Source organism: Enterococcus sp. AZ196 (genome assembly GCF_050498845.1).
Lineage (GTDB): Bacteria > Bacillota > Bacilli > Lactobacillales > Enterococcaceae > Enterococcus_A > Enterococcus_A murrayae.
Window position 1 is genome coordinate 877,462 of sequence record NZ_JBIPAM010000002.1, and the last position, 17,472, is coordinate 894,933.

A 17,472-nucleotide genomic window follows, 5' to 3' on the forward strand; every position below is an offset into this window, starting at 1 on the left:
TTCGATAATTGATCCTTATTTATATAGAAGGAGATTTTAAATTATGAAAAAAATCATCGGTATCACAATGGGCGATCCAGCTGGGATTGGACCAGAAATTTCATTAAAGGCTTTTCAAAAATCAGAGTTGTACGACAGATGCAGACCGCTTCTTGTGGGGGATAAGAGTGTCGTCGATCATTATCTGGCAAAGCATCCGGATCTGGATTTATCAGTAAATCTGATTGAGCACCCAAGTGAGGGGAAATACGTACTAGGGACAATTGATTTAATCGATTTAAATGTGGTTGATTTGGCAGAGCTGCCCATCGGTGAAGTATCGAAGGCAGGCGGAAATGCCGCATTTCAATATGTCAAAAAGGTTATCGAATTAGCCTTAGCAAAGGAAATCGATGCGACAGTGACGAATCCTTTAAATAAAGAAGCGCTGAATGCGGCGGGGCATCATTATGCCGGACATACCGAAATTTATGCTGATTTAACAGGAACAGATAAATACACGATGATGCTGGCTGACGGAAATTTACGTGTCGTCCATGTTTCCACACACGTTTCTTTACGTGAAGCCTGCGATCGGGCGACCAAAGAGCGAGTGCTGGATGTCATTCGAATTGCTGACCAGGCATGTAAAAACTTAGGGATAAAGACACCTCGGATTGCGGTGGCAGGCTTAAACCCTCATTGCGGTGAAAATGGACTGTTTGGTCAAGAGGAAATTAATGAGATCAATCCGGCTGTTGAAGCAGCTAAGGCGGAAGGCATCAATGCTTATGGCTCGCTTCCGGCTGATACGGTCTTTTCTAAAGCAAATGGCGGGATGTATGACATTGTTGTTGCGATGTATCACGATCAGGGGCATATCCCGTTGAAGCTGCTGGGCTTTGTGTATGATCAAAAAACAGCTAGCTGGGAGGCGGTCAAAGGAGTCAATATCACTTTGAATCTGCCGATTATCCGCACCTCAGTTGATCACGGAACAGCCTTTGATCAAGCAGGGAAATGGACTGCAAGTGAGCTTAGTCTTGAGAATGCTATTGATTATGCTATTCGTTTAGCAGAGAACTCATAAAAATAAACGCAATTGAAAAAAAGGAGGAGTTAAAATGGCAACAAGCTTACCTCGTGTAAGAGAATCAGAACCAAATGGGGTTATGTATCGCGATGAATTTTTAAATGTAGATTTCGGCTTGATACCAACTGGCGGTAATAACACCGCTCATGCACCAACCTTGATCGAAACGACAGACGGCGGCCTGCTGTGCGCATGGTTTGCCGGCAGTTTTGAAGGCAGCGGGGATATTTCAATCGTGGTATCAAAGCTGAATCCAGACACACAGGTGTGGTCAGTGCCAGTCACTGTATCAAAAGGGGAGGATCGCAGCGAACAAAATCCAGCCTTCTTCCGAGCACCAGATGGACAGATCTGGTTGATCTATACCTCTCAGTTAAGTCGTCAAGAGGGAAAGGACAATATGCAGTTTACCTCGATCATCATGGTTCAAAAATCAAGTGATGAAGGAACCAGCTGGGGAGAACCAGAAGTTTTATTCGCTAGTGAAGGAACTTTTTCTCGTCAGGCTATTCAGATTTTGAGTAATGGGCGTTGGATTTTCAGTACTTGGTTATGTGAGGATTCACCGGAAGGACTGACGAATGATCCGACAGAATTTCAAATTTCTGATGATCAGGGCCAGACCTGGCGAGCGGTTCGGATGCCAGACAGCAATGGACGAGTTCATGCGAATGTTGTCGAGGTGGAAAAAGGCCATCTTGTAGCCTTTATGCGCAGCCGTTTTGCCGACCATGTGTATGTCAGTGAATCCAATGATTTTGGGGACAGCTGGAGTGTTCCAGAGGCGACTGTCCTGCCAAATAACAATGCAAGCGTCAGTGCCATCAAGCTGCACTCGGGAGAAATCGCTTTGGCATATAACATGAACGCTGCGAATAATGCAGAATTCGGCAAGGTTACTTGGCCGGGATTGCGAAATCCTGTAGTGGTTTCGGTTTCGGAGGATTATGGAAGGTCTTGGCCGATCGGTCGCATCCTTGAACCGGCTGAAGGGTATATTGGCAGAGAAAATAAAACGAACAACTCACAGCATGAATACCCAACGCTTTATCAAGACAGTAAAGGTATTTTGCATTTAGTCTATGCTTATAAAAATCGCCTTTGTGTGAAGTATGTACGTTTTACGGTAGAGGAGCTGTTCGGTGAAAAACGAGAAGCAGAAGGATTATACAATCCAACATCAGGTGAAGGCGTAGATAAATAAGTCTCCGCTGAAATGGTACCGCATTCTTACCAGCTTTATGAACACGATAAAAAATTAGAGGAGCGATTTGAATGAAACAAACAGAATTAAAAGGAATCATTGTCCCAATCTTGACCCCGATGCATGAGGATGAAAGCATTAATCTAGAAGAGCTTCGTGCGCAGGTCGAGCGGATGATCGAAAATGGGATTCACGGTATTTTTCCTTTCGGGACAAATGGCGAAGGCTATATTCTGACGGCAGAAGAAAAAAAAGTAGTGCTGGAAACCGTTGTTGACCAAACCAATGGGCGTGTCCCGATTTATGCCGGAACAGGGACACTCTCTACTAAAGAAACGATCGAACAAAGTAAGATGGCGCAAGCAGCAGGAGCGGATGTACTGTCTCTCATTACGCCTAGCTTCGCCGCGGCAAGCCAAGAGGAACTATACACGCATTATAAAACAGTCGCTGAAGCAGTGGACATGCCGATTGTTTTATATAATATTCCAGCACGGACAGGAAATGCGATCGCACCGGCAACAGTCGGACGTTTGGCTGAAATTGAAAATATTATAGGTGCCAAAGATTCTAGCGGGAATTTTTCAAACATCCTAGGCTATATCGATGCAGGAAAAAAGAAAAAGAACGGCAATTTCTATACTCTGTCTGGCAATGACCAACTGATTATTTGGACACTGTTAGCCGGCGGAACCGGAGGCATTGCAGGCTGTGCGAATGTTTACCCACAAACAATGGCTTCTATTTATGATTTGTTTGTTGAAGGCAAAATTGAGGAAGCCAAAAAAGCCAATGAACGTATTCAAAGCTTCAGAGCCTGCTTTAAATATGGCAATCCAAATACGATCGTGAAAACAGCTACTGGTTTACTTGGACACAATGTAGGTTCTTGTCGTGCGCCATTCAATCAAATTCCTGAAGAAGGAATCGAAGCAATCAAGAAGGTTCTAGAAGAGAATAAGGCTAAAGGAATGCAATAGAAAAGGCCATTTTAAACCATTCGTTTCTTTAAATGGCTCAAAGTGGATAGAATATTTTCTTCCTAAGGAGGTCAATATTCTATCTACTTGATAAGGATAGATAAATAAAGCTTGGGAGGTTACTATGACTATTCAAATGATTATTGCCTTGGCAATCACCGCATTAATGATTGTTTTGATCATGATCGACAAACTGCCATTTGGCGCACCGCCGCTATTTGCGTGTATTTTACTGGTTATATTTGGAATTACTGATATCAAGGGTGCATTTGCTGGATTTTCAAACTCAACGATCATCATGTTGGCTGAGTTTATGGCTATTATTGCGGCGTTACAGAAGACCAATTTTATTGTTGTATTCAAAAAAGCCATGTTTTCTATGGCGAATAAGGGCGGCTTCAAATCATATATGCTGATCATCCTAGTGGTTATGCTGGGCTGCAGCATGTTCGGAACTGGTTCAACGGCGTACTATGTCCTTACTATTGGTTTACTTTCTACTCTGCCTTATAGTAAGAAGCTTCCGCCATCAAAGGTAATTATGACTGCTGGTTTTGCTGCGAATCATCCATTGATTCCTTTTAATACGGCTTTGCAATTTGGTATCGTGACTGCTGTTCTTGGGGCAGCGGGACAAGCGATAAATGTTTCTGTTTTTAAATTTGCTATTGTCAATTTATTCTTATCCCTTGGTTTCCTGCTGAACTGTATCATTCAATATAAATTCCTGCCGGATCATCCGATCAAAGACGAGGATGAAGAGGAGACAGACTCAGCTGTAAATGAAACCGCTTCTTTATTGCCTAAATGGAAGCAAAACGTGACGTATGGTGCCTTTATCTTTGCGGTTGTTGGAATGCTGCTGCAAAGCAGAATAGGTGACGCCGGCTATGCGATGGCTGGTTTATCTGTTGCTGCCATTTTAGTTGTTGGTGTATTGGATTTTGCAGAGATTCGTGATGCCATCAGTGCTCCAATCATTTTAATGTCGGCTGGTGTCATTGGTGTTGCTGACGCTTTAGGAAATACAGGACTCACCAATTTAGTTGGCGAGACAGTCGCCGGAATGCTGGGAACAAACGTCAATCCATTTGTGATGATCTTTGCTTTCTGTATTTTGACGAGCTTGCTAGCTACTTTGACCGGTTCAACGATCGGTACAGTGTATGTTTTCACACCTTTAGCCATTGCTGTATGTTCGAATCTTGGACTAGATCCTACAGCGGCAGCCTGTGCAATCGTTATTTCGGGCTGGTGCGGACACTTTCTGCCTATCGATGGCATGCCTGCTATGATCTTAGGATATGGAAAATATTCGGCAAAAGAGTTTTGGGTATTTACGATACCGCAATATTTCATTCGATTATTGGCTTTAACTGTTGGATCACTGATCATGTTCCCTATGTAAAAAAATAAAGAGGTGCGAAAATGACAAATAAATTTGAGCTAGAACATATTGGAATCAATACAGAAAATACTAAGGAGGCCGAGGAGCTGGCTGCTTTATTAAGCAACATGTTCAATTTGACTTCCCGTCATGGACAAAAATCAGAATTCGCTGGAGATTATTTTGAATGTATGAGAAGTCCGTTTCTAGGTAAAAATGGCCACATCGCTATGAGAACACCAGATTTAGAAGGTGCTGTTACTGAACTGAAGGAGAAAGGTCTTTCTTTCAATATGGAGACAGCGGCTTACGATGAAGCTGGAAAGCTGAAAAATATTTATTTAGCTGGAGAGTTTGGCGGCTTTGCGATTCATATTTTAAGAAAGTAAACGGAAATATCGCATTATCTGGAATAAATTTGAATAATAAGACTTGTGTATTTGAGATGAATTATACGCAAGTCTTCTTTTTTAAGAAAAACAGGAGGAGCATATGACAGAGTTAACTAAAAAGCAAAGGACGATGGAATTTTATTCAGAGACTTCAGAGGACGTATTGGCGAACCTAGACTCATCGGCTGAAGGACTAAGCGGAAGCGAAGCACAAAAACGTCTGACAGATTATGGAAAAAATGAATTAGCCGAAGGGAAAAAGAAGAGCTTGTTCATGAAGTTTGCGGAGCAATTCAAGGATTTTATGATTTTAGTTTTATTGGCAGCCGCGATTATATCTGCTGTTGTTTCTCATGAAGTTGTGGATTCGATCATTATTTTGCTGGTGGTAATTATTAACGCCATTATGGGTGTCTTTCAAGAAGCAAAGGCGGAGCAGGCGATCGAGGCTCTAAAGGAAATGTCTACGCCTAACGCCAATGTTTTAAGAGATGGTCATACCTTATCCATCAAAAGTGATGATTTGGTTCCTGGAGATATCGTATTACTGGAGGCAGGCGATGTCGTTCCAGCGGATATTCGTCTGTTGGAGGCCGCATCATTAAAAATTGAAGAGGCTGCTTTAACGGGTGAATCAGTTCCTGTGGAAAAGACTATCACTGTCTTGCCGGCTGGAGATATCGGTATTGGCGATCGTGTGAACATGGCCTTTTCAAACAGTAATGTTACATACGGCCGCGGAAAAGGGGTCGTGGTAAATACAGGAATGAGTACCGAAGTAGGAAAAATCGCCGACATGCTGGCGCAAGCGGATGAAGCTGAAACGCCATTAAAGAATAACTTGAATGATTTAGGAAAATTTTTGACAATGGCTATCATCGCGATCGCCGTGATCATGTTCATTGTTGGAACAGTGTTTAACGGCACTTCTTTTGTCGATATGCTGCTGACGTCTATTTCATTGGCGGTAGCCGCGATTCCTGAAGGCTTGCCTGCGATCGTCACGATCATTTTAGCGTTAGGAACACAAGTGATGGCGAAACGAAATTCGGTCATTCGGAAACTTCCGGCTGTTGAAACGTTAGGGAGTACGGATATCATTGCTTCCGATAAAACGGGAACCTTGACCCTGAACCAAATGACCGTGGAAAAATGGTACGATGATTTTCAACAAAAATCCTCTAAGAATCCGATTAAGCTGGACAACATGACACTAAAAATCATGAATTATGCGAATGATACCAAAATTGCTCAAGACGGCAGCTTGATTGGTGATCCGACTGAAACAGCATTGGTGCAGTTTGGGATTGATCAGAAATTTTCTCTTGGCGAAAGTCTGCAACAGGAACCGCGGGTTGGCGAGCTGCCGTTTGATTCAGACCGCAAATTGATGAGTACTGTGCATCAGCTTTCAAATGGGCGCTATCTAGTGGCTGTGAAGGGTGCCCCGGATGTGCTGATCCAACGAACGAATCGTGTCTTTGTTGCTGGAGAAGAAGTTTCGATGACAGAAAAGCAAAGAAACGAAATTTTGTTCAATAACGCGGATATGGCGAAACAAGCCTTGCGAGTGTTAGCGATGGGCTTTAAGTATCTTGACCAGTTCCCACAAGAGCTGACATCAGAAGTACTTGAAAATGATTTATGCTTTGCTGGTTTGGTGGGAATGATTGATCCGGAACGAGAAGAAGCGGCTGAAGCAGTCAGAATGGCTAAGGAAGCGGGGATACGTCCGATTATGATCACTGGCGATCATAAAGATACCGCCGAAGCGATCGCGGTTCGATTGGGGATTATTCATTCCGGTAATTCCAACGCGGTCTTAACAGGTGCCGAGCTGAACGAGATGAGTGATGAGGTATTTGCGAAACAGGTATACAATTATTCTGTCTATGCACGTGTATCGCCTGAGCATAAAGTTCGAATCGTCAAAGCCTGGCAGCAGGAGGGAAAGGTAGTAGCGATGACTGGCGATGGCGTCAATGATGCGCCGTCCTTGAAGCAGGCCGATATTGGTATCGGTATGGGAATTACCGGAACCGAGGTGTCTAAAGGAGCGTCCGATATGGTCTTGGCGGATGATAATTTTGCTACGATCGTTGTCGCAGTAGAAGAAGGTCGCAAAGTATTTTCCAATATCCAAAAAACGGTTCAGTATTTATTGGCAGCGAACCTAGGAGAAGTATTGACATTGTTTATTGCAACAATGTTTGCTTGGGACACACTGCTGCCAATTCATCTATTATGGATCAATTTAGTCACCGATACTTTTCCGGCGATTGCTTTAGGAATGGAGCCAGCAGAAAAAGATCTGATGAGCCACAAACCGCGAGGAAGAAGCTCGAATCTATTTTCCGGCGGTGTCTTTAGCAGCATCATTTATCAAGGAATCCTAGAAGGCGGACTGACACTATTTGTTTATTGGTTTGCTATTCAGAATCCAGCACATACGGCATTGAATATGCCGGAACTTTCAACACAAGCCCTGTATAATTTACAGCATGCAGATGCTCTGACGATGTGTTTCGCGACACTTGGATTTATGCAGCTGTTCCATGCCTTTAATGTGAAGTCGGTAAAACAGTCGATCTTTAAAGTAGGGCCTTTCCGAAATAAGACCTTTAATTGGGCAATCTTGCTTTCCTTTGTTTTGATGGGTGTGATCATCCTAGTTCCAGGGCTTAACGATATTTTCCGAGTAGCGTCATTGAATGGCACACAATGGGGTGTCGTTGCCGGAGTTTCCTTCTCAATTATTCCAATCGTTGAAGTTGTTAAGCTATTTCAACGGAAACTGCATAAGGAGAAAGTAGAAGAGGCTGTGATCGAGTAAATGATTCGGTTTAGCTGAAAAACAGATGAAATAGATGCAGTCGAATTTTTATGATTTAAAAAGAATAAATGACGAATCCGAAAGTCTTTTTGGAAAATACTTAACAAAATGAAAGCGAATGCCCCTTTTACTATCAATTGATAAAGTAAAAGGGTCATTCTGCTTTCTATTTATTTTTTTGCAGGAAAGCTCTTTTCTTCAATTCTTCCTAGCAAGCTGTCGCGAGAGGTTTACTAAAATTTTTATTGATTTTGAAATTTATTAAGCTTGAAACAGAGATAAACGCTATAATGAACATACTATAGAAATGTACGTAAAGAGGAATGACTTCTCTTTGAACATAGAGGTGCTTGAATGAAATCGAAGGAAAATGAAAAAGAATTGATGATAAGAAAGCAAGAGCTGTCTCTGCCAGCGAGTGCCGCACTGCCGCCGATGCTGGTTGAACGAATGGCGCTTTATCCAGAAAATAAACGGCGTCCAGTCAATAAAACTGTCTTTAATAATCAGTACTTTCAATTGACGTACAATACCAGAAATCATTCAATGGCCATCTCTTCAAAGGGCGACCTCGTATACTCAGCGATTCCTTATGATACCGCGCGGAACTATATTCAGCGGGCAGCGATTCAATATTTGCTTCATCCCGAGGAAATTCGGCGCTATATCGAGCTGCATCAGACAACATTGGAAAAATATTTGACGTTAAGTATTTTCCAGGTGACGGGTAATCGAGTCGAAGAAAACTCCTTTGAGGTGAAGCAGGCGTATAACGCGATTTTGCAAAATCCGCTGTTAGAGATTCAGATCGCCGGCCGCTTGATGCAGCATGATGAGACGGGGCCGTTGTCGGCGAATCTTGCTGGTAAGTTTTTGTTTAGCGAGAATGTAAAAACAGGGATTGCCGGCTATATTTCTGAGTATTTGAATTTTGTGGTTCAGCTGGCTCATTCATTGCCATTAATGATCGATGGGAAGGATGTTCAGCTGCTAGAAGCAGCGGGGCAAGATCAGCAATTGTTGGATCAAGGGCTGACGATTCATTCGGACATTGATTCAGCGTTGTCCTTACTGCCGCAAGAGGTGAAAAAAGGGCTCGAAAATGCACTTGTGGCTACGGACTCTGCTTCACTGGTCAATACACAGCCGCTTTTACGCTCAGAGTATGGCGAAGAATTATCAAAAGTGCGAGATAACTATGTGGCTCACAGTGTCCATCCAGACGAAGCAGAAAAATATTTCAGAAATGTCCATTCCACTGAAAACCGAAATTTAGTGAATGTTGTTTCAGATATTCATTCGAAGGATGGAAAGCTGCCGTTTCTTAATCGGCATTTTAATATTCTGACAGGGGACGTCTCTGATTCCCGTGTACACGACGAAGAGATAGAAGGAATCTACCTTATAGGCGGTCACGAATTAGTAGATGTATTGCCTGAAACGACGGATCAGACAGATGGACAATGGGAAAAATGGCGTCCGTTTTTCCACTATGCATGGTTTAAAGAATTGCTGCAGGAGCCAGACGAGGCTTGGTATTTACTGCCGACAGGAAATCATCCCTTTTACGAAGTTGTCGAAGCGGAGCTTGCTGCTCGTTTTCCAAAAATGAATGTGCTGAATAATAAGAGCCTGATCCATGATGGCGTCCGCTACATCGGACTTACGATTCCTGTTGCATTAGTAAAACGAAAAAAAGCCCAGCAGCAGTTCATTTTAAAGGCTCTGGAAAAATTATTAGGCGAAAATACAGAAATACCGACGGTGATCGTTTCTCATGCGCCGTTGTTTAATGAATTGAGCCTGTTGCCCGAGACGACCGAGGCTTACAATAAGGACTATATTTGTGAAGAGCCGAAAATTGAAAAACTGTTTGAACGGTACAATATTATTGGAGCGATCCACGGACATCACCATATTCCAGCATCCTCACGCCGATTCAAGAATGCTGAATTTGCTGGGAAACGACTGTTTGTCGTGTGCTCGATTTATTCGAAGGTGAATACAGGGTTCGAGCTGACGAGTTTATTGCAGTATTAGAATAGATGTATTAAAAGATCTGTACCTTTCAATGAAGGGCTGCGGATCTTTTTTTGTAGTGGAAATGCGCTGTTTTTTGAAAATACTTTTTCATTGACAATGTATCTAAAAGACCTATAATTAGCAAGTTGATATATCTAAAAGACTGATGCAGCTTTTTCAGAGGGGAGGATATAATGTACGATTTATTGCTTTTAGGTTCATTGATCACTGGTGATAAGACCGGCTACAAATTACAAAAAATCGTTGGTTCAGCCTTACAGCCGATGCGGAAAGTTTCCAGCGGTGTGCTGTATCCTTCATTAGAAAGATTGGAAAAGGAAGGGCTCGTTACTTCCACGATCTATGAGGAAGGACGAAAGCTGAAATTGTGGCATATTACCACAAAAGGTGTGGAGCGCTTCATTGAATTGATGAAAGAAACCGTTCCTTCTGACGCGAAACGCAATGATATGATTCATTTTAAATTACGTTCATTAGATAGCGTTACGCGAACAGAACAGCTGAGGATTCTAGAAGAGTTTCAAGCATTTATTGAAAAGGATCTAGCCTTTTATCAAAAGGCGCAGGAGGATATGGTGGCGCATCAAACACGATTTCCAGAAAATGCGGAGCGTTTCCGTATTCTAGTAGAAGCTTATGAGCTGGATATCCAAATCGCCAAAACAAAATTAACCTGGATTGAAAAACAAATTGCTGATCGAAACTAGGGGTATCCTGATCTGCGATGAATAGATAGAGATAGTGGGAGTGGTAACAATATATGAAAAATTCTTCAAAAAAATGGTTTTCATTGATTGCGATGTCTTTAGGCGTTTTTATGGGACTTTTAGATGTGACCGTAGTGAATGTGGCCTTGCCAACCATGCAAAAAGCCTTCAATGAGCCCTTCACGCAATTGCAATGGGTTCTGAATGCGTATACCTTGGTTTTTGCGGTGACGTTATTGATCGTATCAAAAATGGGCGACATGTATGGTCGAAAAAAGGTCTTTTTGGCCAGTTTGATTTTATTCGTGATCGCTTCAGTGGTAAATGGTTTTGCGCCGTCATTAGTCGTTTTAGATATTGGGCGCGGGATTCAAGCGGTCGGCGGTGCGGGAATGATGTCCTTGTCCATGGCCTTGGTTGCCTCTAACTTTGATGGCAAGCAGCGTGGTCTGGCTTTAGGGATTTTGGGTTCTGTCATCGGCTTGTCTTCAGCTTCTGGACCGCTGGTTGGCGGGTTGCTGGTTGACGCCTTTGGCTGGGAATCGATCTTCTTTATTAATCTGCCGATCGGTATCATCGCGGTCTTGATGACGATTCGTTTTGTCAATGAAACACCAAGCTACGGGAAGGATCAAAAAATCGATTTTATCGGAATGTTCCTATCGGCTGCGGCATTATTCAGTGGAATTTATGGGTTGATTCAAAAGGAAACGCATATTAATTGGGCGTGGACCAATCCCAAAGTCGGCGGCTGGTTAATCTTAGCTGCGGTATTTTTGGGACTGTTCATTCTTGCTGAAGCAAAAGTCAAAAACCCCATGATGAATTTGACGATGTTTAAAAATATCAACTTCATCGGATCGGTTTTAGTGGCTTTTGCACTTGGTTCAGGAATCTATGCGTTCAATACCTATTTGACCGTTCTGATGCAAAATTATATTGGCTGGTCCGCCTTTGATACAGGTATTCGGCAATTGGCGTTATCCGTTTGGTCGTTGATTTTAGGACCGGTTGTCGGTATTCTGGGAAATAAATTTTCAAAAAAATGGATGATTGTGGCTGGCTTATTAGTCAGTGGTGCCGGCTTTATCTTCTTGATCGGGCAATTGTCGCCGACGATGGGGTATGCCCAATTATGGCCAACCTTAGTCATGATCGGAATCGCGAACGGGATTGTCAATCCAGTACTAAATTCAGCTGGCCTGGAGGGTGTCGCGCCTGAAGAAATGGGAATGGCTTCTGGCTTATTGAACGTATTCCGACAATTTGGAACGAGTTTTGGCGTGGTAATCTTAGGTCTGGTAGAGGCTGATCGTTATGCTGACGTGATCAATCAAAATGCTGCAGGTCTTCACTTGCCTGACAAGCTGACGAACGGTCTGATTAACGCGGGTCCGTTTTCAGGGCATCAGATTGCCTTTTCTGATGCGTTGAGTAAAGCACCGTTTGCCCGTGGATTGCAGCAGATGGTTATCAAGGCCTTTGATCAGGGCTTGATACAAATTTGTTACGTAGCTGGAACCATTGTTTTGATTGGCGCAGTCGGAGCAGCTATTTTTATGCGAGAGCGTAAAGAGCTGGTGGAATAGTCTTAAAATGATGCGTACCTTTAAGCAGCAGTCGGTTTTATCGATTGCTGTTTTTTTTGGCTTTTGATACGGTAGTTAACGAACCCCACGTGAAGAAGGAGGGCGCAAGCAATGAATTTAACGATCAAAGCCGTAGATGAAAAGAATTGGCGAGCAGTCACGGCATTATCTGTTTCAACAGAGCAGCAGGATTTTATTGAAAGCAATGAGCAATCCTTATTGGAGGCGGCCTTTGATCAGTCCTTTCAATGGCGGCCATTAGCTTTGTACCATGATACTCAGCTAGTCGGCTTTTCGATGATCGGCGCTAAAGCAGGCAAAACTATCTGGCTCGATCGCTTAATGATTGATGCTCAATTTCAAGGCAAAGGCTATGGCAGCTTTTTCATTCCATTGCTGATTGATTTTATAAAACAGCATTATGAAATCGAGCGAATCTATCTAAGTGTCCACGAAGAAAATAAAAAAATCATTCCCTATTATCAGCGATTTGGTTTTATTGACAGCCGCCAATACGATCTGGAAAACGGTGAACGGATGATGTTTTTAGATGTTTAAAAAAGCGGGTTTGCCTTTTTGCCGATTCGTTGCTAAAATGGATTGAAATATGAAGAACTTTTAGCAAAATCGCCGGGTTTTGTTTTGAGCAGCAGTCTACCCCATAGGCCATTGGAGGGTAGGATGCTATTTTTTTTGGAGGGAATTAGATGAGTGAGATCAAAGGGTATGTTACACGAAGCGTGCTGAGTACATTGGGCTTGTCCTTGTATATTTTGGCGGATACATTCTTTATCGCAAATGGAGTGGGAGTGTTGGGGCTAGCCGCATTGAATATTGCACTGCCGTTGTTTAATTTGCTGACGGGGCTTGGTTTGCTGTTGGGGATGGGCGGTGCGACGCTTTTTGCATTGAAGGGAAGAAGCGGAGATTATTTTTCTCAATTACTGATTGTCGGCGGAATCATCGGCCTCTTCTTTACTGTTCTGGGGTTCTTTTCCAGCCGTTTTCTCGCATTATTGTTAGGTGCCAGCGGAGCAACGGTGGATTTGACGACGATGTATATGCGCTTCATTTTAGTGATGGCCCCTTTTTTCATATTGAATAATTTGTGCTTAGCCTTTATTCGAAATGATCAGAATCCGCAGTTGGCGATGAAGGCCATGATTTGTTCAAGTGTTTTTAATATGCTGTTTGATTATATTTTTGTTTTCCCAATGAAAATGGGGATGGCTGGTGCGGCATTGGCAACTGTTTTATCACCATTGGTCAGTTTAGCCATCTTGAGCACCCATCGTAATTTTTCAAAACGCCGTCTGTCGCTAAGCTTGGTGAGACCGAAGCTTTTGACAGTCACCAAAAGTATTCAACTGGGTCTTTCTTCTTTTCTTGCGGAGATGAGTACAGGTGTCAGTATTCTGGTCTTCAATCAGGTGCTGATTGGTTTAGGGGGAGATATTGCGATCGCGGCTTATGGGGTTCTAGCAAATATTTTAGTTGTAGCACTTTCCTTGTTTACAGGGGTCGCACAGGGGATTCAGCCCTTGATCAGTCGTGCAGCGAACAAAAGAGACACGCTCACTATTCAAAAGACGTTGACATTTGGTTTGCGAACCAGCTTTATCATGGCGGTTGTTTTGTATCTGATCTTGTTTTTTTTTAAATATCCGATTATTTCAGCCTTTAATCGTGAAAATGATCCAATGCTGATTCAGTTAGCCGCATTTGGTATCCCGATTTTCTTCTTGTCCTTGTTCGGCTCGTCGTTGAATGTTGTATTCAGTATTTTCTTTTCAGCCATCGGTCATGCCAAACAGGCCTTTGCCCTAGCATTGTTCCGCGGGTACATTTTCCTGGTTCCGTTGGTGATTCTGTTGGCCGCTATTTGGGGACTAACGGGTGCTTGGGTGAGCTTGCCGATTACGGAAGGGCTCACAGTGCTGTTTTCGTTTTTCTTTTTACGGCAGTATAGTAACAAACAATCGACAATAGAATCAGCATAACTATAGAAAGAAAGCCAAACCTACAAATACTTTCCGAATTGAAAGGAATATGCGGGTTTGACTTTCTTTTTTTAATGTTTTTTCGAAATAAGCTTTATTAATTATGAAAACAGCTGCATTAAGAATCCTGAAATGATTAGTACGATCGCGCCGCCTAAACGGTTGCCCATTTGAGCGAAGGCAATCAATTCCATCCGGTTTGCGGCAGATAATACAGCAACGTTACCCGTTCCGCCCATTGAGTTGTTACAGAATCCAGCAGTGATACTTGCTTCGACTGGGTATAAGCCGAATAGGCGACCAACAAAACCAGAAACAACTGAGATAACAACAACACTTGTTAAGCAAAGAACAACAAATTGCCATGTTAAAGCAGAGGCTAAAACGTTCAAGTTCAATAGAGCAATACCAATACCAGCAAGAACTGCGGCAGTTAGGTTTTTAACGATCAAGTTGTTGAACATGATAGCTGCATCCTCATAGTATTCAGGAAGAATATCTGTGATTTTGCAGATAACCACGATGATGATCATAAATGCATAAGCGTGAACCTTTGGTACAAAGTAGTTACAGATTTGACCTAGGATAAAGAAAGTCAAAGCGACCATCAGACCAACGCCTAGTTGCGCGATATCAGGTTTCACTTCACGAGGGTTGCCATCGCCAAGATCGCCTTTTTCCATCAACTTACCGTTACCGTTAAGTTTTGGCATTGATTGACCCATACGAGCGACCAAAGCAGCCCCGATAATTGCCATTACGTTCGTCATTGCAGTAGCAGGGATCAAACGCGAAATGATTGATGAGGCATTTGTTCCGAGAACGTGCGCGTAGATGGATGATAGTGGAACAGCACCGGCACCAACACCACCAGCCATTGCAGGTAATGAAATGTAAAGAACAGAATTAGCGAAGCCATTTCCAATCAGCATACCAACAAGACCGACAGCGAAGAATGAGATAACCATAGAAATAAGAGCTACAGGAATAAAACGAACAGAAGCTTTCATCAAAAGCTTGCGGTTCATACCAAGGATACTACCCGTGATCAAGGCAGCGATATAAAAATCAAGAAAACCCATGTTTGAGACAAAGTTTTTCGTTGATTCAACGACGTAATCAGGCAGGATACCAAATGTTGCGATAGCCGCAGAAGCGAAAATTGCAAAAACAGAGCCGCCGCCTAAATAGCTTTTTACGATGGGAATTTTGTTACCGATAAAATGGAATAAGTTACCAAAAATAACTAAAACAGCAATCGGTCCGATCATGTTCGTAGGTAATTTGCCCAAAGCCATCGCAATGATTAGAACAACGACCATGATTAAATAGATAGGAAGGCTAACGCCAGTGATTTTGGTTGACCAAAAGCCGGTCTTTTTTTCTTCAACTGGCATCGCAGTTGTTGATTCTTTTTGTGCCATTTTAAAAGATCCTTTCTGTAGTGAAACTAAAGATAATTTCAAAAAAATGGGAGTAGAGTAAAATCTACTCCTATTTCGTGTTACAGTACTTATTTTTTCAAAACCCCGAAAAAAAAAGTTTGATTCTCACCACGTATTTCTCGGGGATGGGGAAGCTTGTTTTAGTATTCAGGAACCCATTTAGCAGCTTCAACAGCAGCTTTGATGTCTGAGATTTCTTCGCGGTTTAATTTTTGATCAACGACTGATTTCACAACTGTTTCAGCGATGATTTGAGAGAACTCAGTTAATTTAGCGACTGGAGGCAGGATAGATGCACCTGGTTTTGTAACATCCACGATTCCGCCTAGTGCGCGGCTTGCTTGCGAAATGATTTCATCATTTACGCGAGTTGACGTTGAAGCGATCAGACCTAAGCCTAGACCTGGGTACATCAACGCATTGTTTGCTTGACCGATTTGGTAAGTTACGCCGTTGTATTCAACATCAGCAGCAGGAATACCAGTTCCGATCAATGCTTTACCATCTGTCCATTCAATGAGGTCTTTCGCCGTTGCTTCCGCTAATTTTGTCGGATTTGATAAAGGCATAATGATTGGACGAGCAGTATGTGCAGCCATTTCTTTCACGATAGTTTCAGAGAAAGCACCTGGTTGAGTCGATGTACCGATCATGATTGTTGGGTGAATTTCTTTTACAACCGCTTCTAAGTTGGTTAGTTCAGCGTTGTTGGTAAATTCAGCACGTTTTCTAGCAAATGGGATTTGACCAGGAGTTAGGCCTTCTGTGTCTTCAAACAATAAACCTTGTTTGTCCACTTGGTAGAAGTGTTTACGAGCTTCGTCTTCTGGTGTTCCTTGACGAACCATTTCTTTTAATAGAATGTTTGCGATACCGACACCGGCAGTACCAGCACCAAATGTCAAGATTGTTTGGTCTTTCAACGCTTCGCCAGAGATGTTCAAGCCGCCTAGGACGCCAGCAAGAACAACGATTCCTGTACCTTGGATATCATCATTGAAGGTAGTGATCTTGTCTTGGTATTTATCTAAAATGTTTGCGGCATTGCCACGTCCGAAGTCTTCCCAGTGTAGTAATAATTCAGGAAATAGATCCGTTGCTGCTTCAACGAATTGATCGATGAAGTCATAGTAAGTATCGCCTTCCACACGGGCATGACGGTTACCTAAGTAAAGCGGGTTGTTCAATAAGGTTTCGTTGTTGGTACCAGCGTCGATTGAAACAGGAAGTACTTGTGCAGGGTTGATCCCGGCAGCGGCAGTGTAGACCATCAATTTACCGATCGCGATGTCGACACCGTTAACACCCCAGTCTCCCATGCCTAAGATTCCTTCAGCGTCAGTCACTACGATCAAACGAATGTCGCGACCGTCAGCAGCGTTTTTCAAGCTGTCTTTGATGCTTTCTGGATCATCGATTGAAAGAAAAGCGGCATCTTGCGGTTCAACAAAAATTTCATTGTATTGTTCGATCGAGTCAGCAACGACTGGATCGTACACGATTGGCATGAATTCAACTAAATGTTGACCCATTAATTTGTAGAACAAAGTGCGGTTGGTGTTGAAGATGTTCATCAAGAAAATCCGTTTTTCTAAATCAGATGGTTTGCTTAGATATTGTCCGTAAGCCTGAACAGATTGTTGTTCTAATGTTTGGACGGTACTTGGAAGCATACCTGTGATTCCGTATTTTTTGCGTTCTTCTTTGGTGAACGCAGTCCCTTTATTTAAGAATGGGTTGTTTAATAGGTTTAAGCCAGTAATCATAAATAAATCCTCCTAAATTTTAAGTGCAACGGAAGTATAAAAGGAGAAGGAAAC

13 protein-coding genes are annotated in these 17,472 nt (G+C 42.7%); 11 read left to right on the forward strand and 2 right to left on the reverse strand.

Annotated features, from left to right (window positions below):
* Nucleotides 1-43: 43 nt before the first annotated feature.
* The 11 genes from pdxA to IGI67_RS21915 all read left to right on the forward strand — a co-directional run bounded on the left by pdxA (nt 44) and on the right by IGI67_RS21915 (nt 14,207).
* On the forward strand, nt 44-1,069 hold the full coding sequence (gene pdxA / locus IGI67_RS21865; RefSeq protein WP_429959267.1) for a 4-hydroxythreonine-4-phosphate dehydrogenase PdxA: 1,026 nt from the start codon (nt 44-46) through the stop codon (nt 1,067-1,069).
* A 34-nt stretch (nt 1,070-1,103) separates the two neighbouring features.
* The gene (locus tag IGI67_RS21870; RefSeq protein WP_429959268.1) at nt 1,104-2,276 is read left to right on the forward strand and encodes a sialidase family protein; all 1,173 of its coding nucleotides are present in this window, start codon (nt 1,104-1,106) and stop codon (nt 2,274-2,276) included.
* Nucleotides 2,277-2,347: 71 nt separating this feature from the next.
* Nucleotides 2,348-3,256, forward strand: a complete 909-nt coding sequence (dapA, locus tag IGI67_RS21875) for a 4-hydroxy-tetrahydrodipicolinate synthase (protein ID WP_429959269.1) — start codon at nt 2,348-2,350, stop codon at nt 3,254-3,256.
* Between the two features lie 124 nt (nt 3,257-3,380).
* Nucleotides 3,381-4,664 (forward strand): SLC13 family permease, encoded by a 1,284-nt coding sequence (locus IGI67_RS21880; protein ID WP_207108786.1) that lies wholly within the window; start codon nt 3,381-3,383, stop codon nt 4,662-4,664.
* A gap of 20 nt (nt 4,665-4,684) precedes the next feature.
* Nucleotides 4,685-5,032 (forward strand): 2-dehydro-3-deoxyphosphogluconate aldolase, encoded by a 348-nt coding sequence (locus IGI67_RS21885; RefSeq protein WP_429959270.1) that lies wholly within the window; start codon nt 4,685-4,687, stop codon nt 5,030-5,032.
* Between the two features lie 103 nt (nt 5,033-5,135).
* Nucleotides 5,136-7,868: a cation-translocating P-type ATPase gene (locus IGI67_RS21890; protein WP_429959271.1), complete on the forward strand. Its 2,733-nt coding sequence runs from the start codon at nt 5,136-5,138 to the stop codon at nt 7,866-7,868.
* A gap of 354 nt (nt 7,869-8,222) precedes the next feature.
* The gene (locus IGI67_RS21895; RefSeq protein ID WP_429959272.1) at nt 8,223-9,908 is read left to right on the forward strand and encodes a metallophosphoesterase family protein; all 1,686 of its coding nucleotides are present in this window, start codon (nt 8,223-8,225) and stop codon (nt 9,906-9,908) included.
* Nucleotides 9,909-10,084: 176 nt separating this feature from the next.
* The gene (locus IGI67_RS21900) at nt 10,085-10,618 is read left to right on the forward strand and encodes a PadR family transcriptional regulator (RefSeq protein WP_207108789.1); all 534 of its coding nucleotides are present in this window, start codon (nt 10,085-10,087) and stop codon (nt 10,616-10,618) included.
* A 53-nt stretch (nt 10,619-10,671) separates the two neighbouring features.
* Complete coding sequence (locus IGI67_RS21905) at nt 10,672-12,207, forward strand: MFS transporter (protein WP_429959273.1); 1,536 nt, start codon at nt 10,672-10,674, stop codon at nt 12,205-12,207.
* 111 nt (nt 12,208-12,318) lie between these two features.
* Entirely contained in the window at nt 12,319-12,765 is a 447-nt protein-coding gene (locus IGI67_RS21910; RefSeq protein WP_429959274.1) for a GNAT family N-acetyltransferase, read from the forward strand.
* Nucleotides 12,766-12,914: 149 nt separating this feature from the next.
* Nucleotides 12,915-14,207 (forward strand): MATE family efflux transporter, encoded by a 1,293-nt coding sequence (locus IGI67_RS21915; RefSeq protein ID WP_429959275.1) that lies wholly within the window; start codon nt 12,915-12,917, stop codon nt 14,205-14,207.
* A gap of 101 nt (nt 14,208-14,308) precedes the next feature.
* On the opposite strand, the gene IGI67_RS21920 is transcribed toward IGI67_RS21915, so the two are convergent.
* Nucleotides 14,309-15,631, reverse strand: a complete 1,323-nt coding sequence (locus IGI67_RS21920; protein ID WP_429959276.1) for a 2-hydroxycarboxylate transporter family protein — start codon at nt 15,629-15,631, stop codon at nt 14,309-14,311.
* 161 nt (nt 15,632-15,792) lie between these two features.
* Entirely contained in the window at nt 15,793-17,418 is a 1,626-nt protein-coding gene (locus tag IGI67_RS21925) for a malolactic enzyme (RefSeq protein ID WP_429959277.1), read from the reverse strand.
* Between the last annotated feature and the right edge of the window lie 54 nt (nt 17,419-17,472).